This is a genomic window from Cypionkella psychrotolerans (genome assembly GCF_001294535.1).
GTDB lineage: Bacteria > Pseudomonadota > Alphaproteobacteria > Rhodobacterales > Rhodobacteraceae > Cypionkella > Cypionkella psychrotolerans.
Genome location: NZ_LGIC01000089.1, coordinates 1 through 8,506, shown reverse-complemented (window position 1 = coordinate 8,506; position 8,506 = coordinate 1). Strand labels below are relative to the sequence as shown.

Genomic DNA, 8,506 nt, shown 5'->3' with positions numbered 1-8,506 from the left:
CCCCAGGATTGGCAGTAGACCGCAAGCGCGGCCCGATCGACCAGCGTCAGCAAGCCTACGCGGTTGAGATCCTGTACCAGCCGCTTCCACTCGGCCTTGGCTGATGGGCCAAGATGCGCAGGACAGGTGGGCATAGCGCGCGCGGGCTTTGGCTCGACGCCATTGATCGGGCGCCGGCCGGGATTGCCCTCCAGCAGTTTCAGATGCGTCGGCTTTGGCTTGCGACCCCTCATGGCGATACCTTTGCTGCATCAAACGGAACCCTCGCGGAACCCCGGAGTTTGTCGACCAAACTGCGGCATCATGGGGATGCCGCCCCCGTGCAACCGATTGTTATGTTGCGACAATGTTTTGGACGTCATCCGGGATACCCGGTCGCCAATATCGCGGGTGTGAATGATCGCCTCCCCGCTCCGGTCCCTGACGCCCAGACCTAGCAACTTCTGACCGCCCCCCCGGGGTTAGGCGGACCCACGTGGCTTGCACACTCATGTGAGGGCTCCAGTGGTCTCAGGCATCGATGTGACGCCGCGCGCGGCCCCAACCTCGGCAAAGCTGCGGCCATCGCTGGCAAGCGTGGCCAGTTGGCCCGTAAGGCTCTGCCACCGCGTGATTGCGACGTCGACATAAGCGGGATCGAGTTCAACCGCGTAGCACGCCCGCGCGGTTGTTTCGGCGGCAATGATCGTGGTGCCTGATCCAGAAAACGGCTCGTAGATCGCCTGCCCCGCGTTTGAGTTGTTCAGGATCGGCCGCCGCATGCATTCCACCGGCTTTTGCGTGCCATGCACCGTTGTTGCATCCTGATCCCGGCTGGGGATTTGCCACAGCGTCGTCTGCTTGCGGTCGCCGTTCCAATGACCGGTCTTGCTGGTTCTCACCGCATACCAGCAGGGTTCATGCTGCCAGTGATAGTCGCCCCGGCTCAGCACCAGGCGCTCCTTGGCCCAGATGATCTGGCTGCGCACCGCAAAGCCTGCAGCCGCGAGGCTGTCGGCCACTGTGGTCGCATGCAGTGCCCCATGCCAAACGTACGCCACATCCCCCGGAAACAGCGCCCACGCTGCCCGCCAGTCGGCGCGGTCGTCATTCATCACCTTACCAACGCGCTTGGTTTCAGACACGCCGATCTTGTTGCGCCAGCTTGGATCGTACATCACACCATAAGGCGGATCGCTGACCATCAGATGCGGCACAACACCGCCAAGCAAGAGAGCAACCGCCGCGGCATCGGTGGCATCGCCGCAAATGAGCCGGTGCGTGCCTAAGCACCACAGATCGCCCAGTTGCGAGATCGGAACCGCCGGTGGATCGGGAATAACCTCTTCGCGCGGATCCGTCGCATCACCCCTGAGCAACCGATCGATCTCGGCACTTTCAAAGCCAAGGTCGGTAAGATCAACGCCGAGTGCCTCCAGATCCCCCATCTCGAGCGCAAGCAGGTCCGCGTCCCACCCCGCCTGTTCGGCCAAGCGATTGTCGGCAAGAATATACGCGCGCTTTTGCGCCTCGGTGAGATGGGCAAGTTCAATCACCGGAACCGTGGCCAGCCCCAGCTTCTGCGCCGCGAGCACCCGGCCATGGCCTGCGATGATGCCGTTTGCGCCATCGACCAGCACCGGATTGGTAAAGCCGAACTCCCGGATCGAGCCCGCGATCAGCCCCACCTGCGCCGGACTGTGCGTGCGGGCGTTCCGCGCGTAGGGGATCAGATCGCCGATAGGGCGATATTCGATGGCAAGAGGAAGCGCCTTGGTTGCCGCTGCGGAAAGAGGGTCGGTTTTCGATCTAGGCATCTTCGGCTCCTTACCCCCCGGTTGGACATATCGCGGCGGACGAGGGCGCTGGGGCCAGTGTATCACGCACCTAAACTATTGTAATTATGACATTTAACGACAAACAGCGACAACACACGACAAACAATGGTCACTTCTACTGGGCACCAAATTCGCACCTCGCATTGCACAGTTTCAGTGCGCTCGCCCCGGGAATGCCACGATGGCGAGAAGTGCACGCCGCAGCTGACGCCGTTGATCATCAAAATTCAGCGCCACCAGAGCCGCAATAAAGTCGTGCTCGATCCGGGCCAAATTGGGCAGGTTGGCATCGTTGTCGGCCATGGCAGACCGATAGGTGAGAAACGCGGTATGCACCCAAGCTCTGGCGTCGGTGATCATCCGCGGCTGTTCACCAGGCGCTGAGCCTTCGACCAACTCAATCATAGCTTTGACCGCTGAAGCTTTTTTATCTTGGTTTTGCCGCGTCAGAGCGTGCGGCGATAGTTCGACAATCACAGCCATCCTCTGTGCCTCCTATGGTTAATGAGAACAATACAGGAACATTGACAGCCACAAGAGAGTCGGACAAGAGGGTTAGATGCTGGCAGGCCGAGTTGTCCACAACTAATCTGATGTGGTGCACGCGGCTTCAGGCTGGTTCGGGGCACCAGTCAATCCGTCAAGGCTCGCAATGCCATTCGACAATCGGCCCTATGGTCCGCTCCAACTGAGCCCGTGCTCGGTCTGCAGAACCAGTAATCCAGAACGCAGTTTGCCAGCTCCGGCCACGTCCACCCAAACGATATGAGGCCGATTTAACCGTCATTTCCCTATATGTATCCCTTATAGGGTTTTGACGGTTAAATGCCTCACGGCGAAACGCGCAATCTGCTGCATTTGGCGATGCGAACAGACTTGGATGCAACTTTGCCGCGTCACCCGGACTATCGACTGCGATCCCCGCCAGAAGCATGCGCTGAACAATATCGGGACAAACGATGCTCCAAGCCTGCACTCGGTCATAGCTGACAGGCAGCACCACGTCGGCCATAAGATGCACTTCCAACGGGTTGTCCGCCGTGCGGTTGACTCCCCGGCCACGACCCAATGCCTGCATCACCTCATCGTCGCAAATCGCGGCACGCAAGATTTCGGCCGACGCATCGGCATGGCGTATGGCCCGAATGCCGGACACCTGACCGTTTTCAAGGACTAAACCAACGTCGCGTGCGGCATAGTCGCCCTGCACTGGGCGATCAAATAGGGCACCGGTCATTTCGCCCAAATCGCCCGACGAGGGCAGCGGTCGGCCAATGAGGAACAGCGCCGAAATATCCCCCCATCCATCGAGCCCCGCCACGGCATTGTAATGGGCGGTCTCGACACCGGGAATAGTCGCGAAAGCGGCTTCGATCGCCAGATACGTGATGACGAGGATCCGGCCGCCCGTGTGACGCTGCGCATGCCAGCGGACGTAATCGACGCATTCCTGCAAACGGCTTGCGCGCCGCCGATTTTCAACTGCGCCCTGCCGCGGATCGGGACAGAGATTGCCTTTGCCGAAATTGCCGCTGATCAGCCGGATGTGCTGATGCGCCGCATGGGCCTCGACCGTGACGCAGTCCAAGCCCGGCAAGACGGTTGACGCGAGCTCAGGCCGAAGGGTTGCGTCGAGATGCAAAAGCGGCAGCAGGGTCAGTTCTTGCGCCATCGGCTTGCGCCGCCAAATCCGAATTGGGCGCTGACCGTCTTTGCCCATGCCACCGAGCCAGACCTTGGCCACTGCCGTTGTTTCGCCACCAAGAAGATCTGCCAGTGCCGACCAGAGACCGATCACCTGCAGCCCAAGCGCGCGCCGGAGGCTGCGCTCCAACGCAATTTTGCGATCCGCCGGGCTTTGTCCGGGCCTGAGATGGGGCGCTGGCAAAGCGTCATACTCTGAAATGATGGCGCATTCGCAGATTTGCGCGTCAAAGCCGAAACTTTCCAATGCGGCACCCGTGACCTCACCGACGGTCAGCCATACCAGCGCTGCCGAAAGTTTCTGCCGCATGGCGACCACATCCGCGAGGGCAGCTCCTTGCGCGTCCTGCATCCGCGACCCGCTGATGCCTGCAATGCCGAGGCTAGGCAAGGCCTCGATCGTCAGCCCGCTGTCTGCCTCAAAGCTTCTGGGCCAGCAGGCCTCGTCAATCATGATCAAACCCAAATCCTGCTTGTCACCCGCAAAGCCGGTGAACATGGCGTCATATGCGGCGACCACCACCTGGGCTGCCAGAACCTCGCGCCGATTGGCTTGCTTGGCACAGCTTGCGTAGAGCCGGCACTGCTGGCTTTGGCTGCGAAAGCAAACGGAGGATTGGATGTCGACCTTCGCCGCAATCGCAGCCCGAATCCCGGGAATATCCCCGCACATCGGGCTACGGGTTGTGGGGTGCAGAGCCTCGTAACCCCGCAAAACCGCTGTATTCATCCCAAGCTCGCGCCAAGCCGCGGCGGTCTCATCGGCCAGTGCCAGCGACGGCACAAGATTAAGGATGCGATGCGGCAGATTGTCAGCTGCCAGCCTCCGCGTCAGCTCCATGACATGGTGCCGAGCGGCGGTGCTCTTGCCGAGGCCGACGGTGGCGCGCACGCCGATGCGTGGTGCCGCCTCGAGCCCACCTTGTCGGTGCCACGCTTCGGTTTCCGCCATGGCGCGGGCCAGATGACGATTCAATTCCTGCCGTGCCGCATCCACGTCGAGGGAAGTTGGCGCATAGTCCGGCACCACGGCGACCTTGCTGCGCTCTGGCAGCCGGCCCACCCTGTGCAGCCTAATCTTGTCCCGGACTTTGCGCAAAGCATCGGGCAGACCGTAAGCCTGACGCCCATTCTGTCGTGGCCGAAACATGTCTGTGGTAATGGCAAACCGCGCCCAGACCATTTTGCCTAAGGTGACCTCATCGGGGTCCTCACTACGGTCGATCGAATCCTGCACGGCATGGAATGCGATGGTGGAAAGCCAGCCATCGCGGCCGTCTGCTACCAAGCCGTCGACACCACGCGTCTGGCCGTCACCGCCCTGTGCTGCGCCGCTGCGCCGCGCCCCCGAGGGACCAGCACCTGCAACTGGCTGCAATTCAGCGAGCAAGGCTTCAACCATGGCCTCATTCACCGAGGGCAAAGCATGGAGGGCCACGTCAAGCGGGCTCTCGCCCATCGGCCAGTCGTAGGGTCGACCAGTGTCTGGATGTATACCGAAAGCCACGAACTGCTGGCCTTGGGCCAGCACCTCGACCTTGCCGACCTTGAACTTCGCGAAAGGCGTTTCCGTTCGGTAGAGCAACAGCCGCTTTGGCCAGCGCCCAACCCTCAAGAGCGCTGGCCCGAGGCGTGCGTTCACGATCGCAGCCGCCTGATGGGCCAGATCGGCGTCGAGAATGTCGATATCGACACCCACAAGGTGCCCGGTCCTCAGACCCACACTGCAGTGACCAAAATCCCGACACCATGCTTCGACTTGGGCCTCATCAATGCGAATGCTTGTCCAGCCAGTTATGGCCGGGCGTTTCTGACCCGGCAGAATCGGCAATGGCTCATAGCCCTGATCCAGCAGCTTCAGCGCCACCTCGGCGAAGCTGGGCGCAGACATGGCTTCGGGGCGGCGCTCGGCCTCCCTGTCAGCATCTCCGTGGTGTTCCGGCAGGTCCCGCTTGGGTCCTGCTTGATCCATCTAGTCCCGCGCCTCGTCGGGTTGCATCTGAACCAGCCGCGTATGTTCCCACGCCAGCACATCGTCGCGGCGGTAGAGAACCCGGCCGCCAATGCGCACGGGCTGCGGGCAAAGTCCCTGCGCGTTCCAGCGTTCGATTGTGCGCGTACTCACACGCCAAAAGGCAGCCAGCTCTTCGCGCGTCAGGCGCGAGGGAAGGCCCAAAGCTTCACTGTCGGACATTTCAATGCACCATCGTCGAGACGATGACCTGATAGATGGCGAAGAGCGTGGCTCCGTCGCGGGTCAGCCCGGCTTCTTCGATCCGGTAAATCGCGCCCGGGACGATCACCCGTGCCAGATCCCAGACCCGAAACAGGCCCGGCAGGCGCTGGAAGTCTTCTTGCTCGTTTTCATGCACCATGACCACCTCCATCGCGAGGCACATCCGCGGCCTCTCGATCTGCAAAAGCCAAACGCGACTGCGGAATGGGACAGGATGCCAAAATTTGTGCGGGAGCAGGCAGCCGTGCAAGCGCACGCTGATGGCGCTTGCGCGCTGCCGCATGGGACAGCCCTAATGCGCGTCCTGCCTCGGCTTGGGTTTCGCCCAAGACCATGATGCGCAAGAACAGCTCGGTATCTTTGCCAAGGAGCGGGACAAGGCGCGCACGCCAGTCCATCACAGATATGCGCTCTGCGTCGTCCGTTGGCACGATGAGCGCATGGGCGCATGTGTCATCCCACGATATCTGACTGCGGGTTTCGTCGCGCTGGCGTTTAAGTGAACGGTGGATGTCGCGCTGGGTGTTCATAACCAGCGTCGCCGCCACCTTTTGCACGGCGTCCAAATCCATGTTCAGAATGCCCAGAGTGACGCGGCCGAGAATTTCAGCCCCGATCTCATGCCGCGCGTGCGGGTAGTACCGACACAGCCGCCCGTGGACCGCATCAAGCCCGGGCCAAAGCGCGAGCAGCAACAAGGTGGTGGCTACCTCGGAGCGCCGCGCATCGCCCTGCGCAACGATCACGAGCGCGCGAAGCATGTCGTTGCGGATCGCCGGGTCCCCAACGGGCGCATGCAAGCGGTCCATCAGATCGCCGGGATCCCGCCAACCGCACAGGGCGCGGTGTGCTTGGCATATTTGGGTGAATTCCGTCTGGAAACGAAGACGATTGGTGGCCTGGACCAAGTCAGAATAAAGTGCTTGCCAACTGGCCCGCATGTGACGCCTGCCTTACGGCCGGGCGTCACGCGCCTCACGGTGGACCAGTTAAATGTGTGAGGGGGCTGGATGACAAAACGGGCGCCCCGAAAGGCGCCCGCTCATGTCAGGTCCGGTTGTGTGTGCCGCAGCCGCGACAGATGGCTTCAGCGGGCAAGCTCACGGTGTAATCGTGGCCCTGAACCCGAACATGCAACTTTGCGCCGCGGCGCACGCCCAGCAGCTTGCCGCATTCAAGGCAGCGCCAGTCAGCGCAAGAGATCGAAGATTTTTGTTCTCCGCCGTAGTTATTGCAAAGAGTAGCGGGCAGGCGCGAATGTTTGGTCGTCGGCATCGGGTGCTCCTATGGCAGGTGGAGCCTTCCCAATATTCAGCTAAATGTCGGATCGTCCGCCGTAAAAAGTCGGATCTGCGTCCGACCTTCAGTTTCCAGTGACAGTTTGATCCGTCTTAAGACGCCAAAATCCTTGTCGACTGTTCTCAAAGTAAACACCGCTTACGCCGTCCCGGCTCTGCGATGGCCACGCATCTGCAGGACTTTTGACTTTCGTTCCCTCGATGAGTGCCCCGGTGGGGACTTCAGCGCTCCCGACCTTGTAGGCTGCCACGAGACGCTCGATTATTAACATTTGTTTGAATCCGGAAACGGCCAAAGGCACCTTACCAGGAATGTGCAGCATCGCGGACAAAGACGCGAACTTAATCAAAGCAACCTCGCTTCCGCCGAGGGCAAGCCATCGTCCGGCTTGATAACGTTCGAAAATCTTTGTCTTCGCGTCTTCCGTTAACTGGCCACTCTGCAAGAAATCTTCCAGTGGAACGACGACGTTCGGGCCGAGGTGTGTGTATCCCGAACGACCTGAGGACAACACGATCCCGATACCACCGTCTTGACGACTGCGTAAAATCATATCGAGCCTCTGCAAAGTCTTGGGTTGGCCAAGGCGGCGGGCAAAGTAAACTGGCAGTTCGGCATCGCTATGCCGCCAGTGACCAAAGGACACGAGGTCGAGGTCTAGCATATCGACGGACGCATTTCCGATGAGTGCCTGAATGACCGGAAGTAACAGCTCATCCAACCAGTCTCGCTTGATCGCATAGCGCCGAAGATTGTGCAGTGGCATGGAGCCGATATCCTGCTCCGAGCGATCTTTCATGCCCGCTACGCCGGTTGCCTTGAACGCGCCGACCTCGATATCGCCAAAATCTTCATCGTCATCGATCAGCACAATATTTTGGCGGCCGCAAAGTTCTAGAAGACCTGCCTTAATCAATCGCTTGGGATCAACATGCATGTGGAGCAGTTGTGCACCGCTGATTTCATCCTCAGGCAAATCGTAAAGCTGCAGTAGTGCTGGTGTCAACGGCAGAGTAAAAGTGGACCAAAGGGCAGCGCAAAATGTTGCCACTTTGGGGTTATCAAGATTGCCGCATAGGCGTGCGCTAGCATCTGGGCGGCCGCGCTTGTCACAGAGCTGGCGGTTGCCCGGATGCTTTGGCCCGTGAGGGCCAACTGCTTACGATGTTGGTATTGGGTTAAGCCTTGTCTTGGCGGGCTTTGCTCTGGCCGAGGCGATAGCTTTCACCGTTCATCTCGAGGATGTTCACGTGGTGGGTCAGCCGGTCGAGAAGTGCGCCTGTCAGTCGCTCAGACCCGAAGGTTTCGGTCCATTCGTCGAAGGGCAGGTTGCTGGTGATCAACGTGGCACCCCGCTCATAGCGTTGCGAGATCAGTTCAAACAGCAGTTCGGCGCCAGTTTTGCTGAGCGGCACAAAGCCCAGTTCGTCGATGATCAGCAGTTTGTGGC

Annotated in this window: 10 protein-coding genes; all 10 read right to left on the bottom strand. The window is 60.3% G+C overall.

What is annotated here, in order from left to right; translation table 11 throughout:
• The coding region (locus AKV04_RS23425) for a P27 family phage terminase small subunit (protein ID WP_202905680.1) at positions 1-233 on the bottom strand (233 nt) is incomplete at its 3' end.
• 255 nt (positions 234-488) lie between these two features.
• Positions 489-1,796 carry a site-specific DNA-methyltransferase gene (locus AKV04_RS23420; RefSeq protein ID WP_054008833.1) on the bottom strand — a complete coding sequence of 436 codons (1,308 nt, stop codon included), beginning with the start codon at positions 1,794-1,796 and terminating at the stop codon, positions 489-491.
• 174 nt (positions 1,797-1,970) lie between these two features.
• Complete coding sequence (locus AKV04_RS23415) at positions 1,971-2,300, bottom strand: hypothetical protein (protein WP_054008832.1); 330 nt, start codon at positions 2,298-2,300, stop codon at positions 1,971-1,973.
• A 157-nt stretch (positions 2,301-2,457) separates the two neighbouring features.
• The gene (locus AKV04_RS23410; RefSeq protein WP_054008831.1) at positions 2,458-5,493 is read right to left on the bottom strand and encodes a bifunctional DNA primase/polymerase; all 3,036 of its coding nucleotides are present in this window, start codon (positions 5,491-5,493) and stop codon (positions 2,458-2,460) included.
• Entirely contained in the window at positions 5,494-5,715 is a 222-nt protein-coding gene (locus AKV04_RS23405) for a helix-turn-helix transcriptional regulator (protein WP_054008830.1), read from the bottom strand.
• A 1-nt stretch (position 5,716) separates the two neighbouring features.
• Positions 5,717-5,896 (bottom strand): hypothetical protein, encoded by a 180-nt coding sequence (locus AKV04_RS23400; protein WP_156317797.1) that lies wholly within the window; start codon positions 5,894-5,896, stop codon positions 5,717-5,719.
• Entirely contained in the window at positions 5,886-6,698 is an 813-nt protein-coding gene (locus AKV04_RS23395) for a sigma-70 RNA polymerase sigma factor region 4 domain-containing protein (protein ID WP_054008828.1), read from the bottom strand. Before AKV04_RS23395 ends, AKV04_RS23400 begins: the two co-directional genes overlap by 11 nt.
• A 106-nt stretch (positions 6,699-6,804) precedes the next feature.
• Positions 6,805-7,032: a hypothetical protein gene (locus tag AKV04_RS23390; RefSeq protein ID WP_054008827.1), complete on the bottom strand. Its 228-nt coding sequence runs from the start codon at positions 7,030-7,032 to the stop codon at positions 6,805-6,807.
• A gap of 88 nt (positions 7,033-7,120) precedes the next feature.
• Complete coding sequence (locus AKV04_RS23385; RefSeq protein WP_156317795.1) at positions 7,121-8,107, bottom strand: hypothetical protein; 987 nt, start codon at positions 8,105-8,107, stop codon at positions 7,121-7,123.
• 127 nt (positions 8,108-8,234) lie between these two features.
• A partial coding sequence (locus AKV04_RS23380; protein ID WP_162232820.1) for an ATP-binding protein occupies positions 8,235-8,506 on the bottom strand: 272 nt, incomplete at its 5' end.

Bases quoted from the DNA above. Each gene is read 5' to 3' on its own strand.
- AKV04_RS23420 (WP_054008833.1), bottom strand. From the start codon at position 1,796: ATGCCTAGATCGAAAACCGACCCTCTTTCCGCAGCGGCAACCAAGGCG.
- AKV04_RS23415 (WP_054008832.1), bottom strand. From the start codon at position 2,300: ATGGCTGTGATTGTCGAACTATCGCCGCACGCTCTGACGCGGCAAAAC.
- AKV04_RS23410 (WP_054008831.1), bottom strand. From the start codon at position 5,493: ATGGATCAAGCAGGACCCAAGCGGGACCTGCCGGAACACCACGGAGAT.
- AKV04_RS23405 (WP_054008830.1), bottom strand. From the start codon at position 5,715: ATGTCCGACAGTGAAGCTTTGGGCCTTCCCTCGCGCCTGACGCGCGAA.
- AKV04_RS23400 (WP_156317797.1), bottom strand. From the start codon at position 5,896: ATGGTGCATGAAAACGAGCAAGAAGACTTCCAGCGCCTGCCGGGCCTG.
- AKV04_RS23395 (WP_054008828.1), bottom strand. From the start codon at position 6,698: ATGCGGGCCAGTTGGCAAGCACTTTATTCTGACTTGGTCCAGGCCACC.
- AKV04_RS23390 (WP_054008827.1), bottom strand. From the start codon at position 7,032: ATGCCGACGACCAAACATTCGCGCCTGCCCGCTACTCTTTGCAATAAC.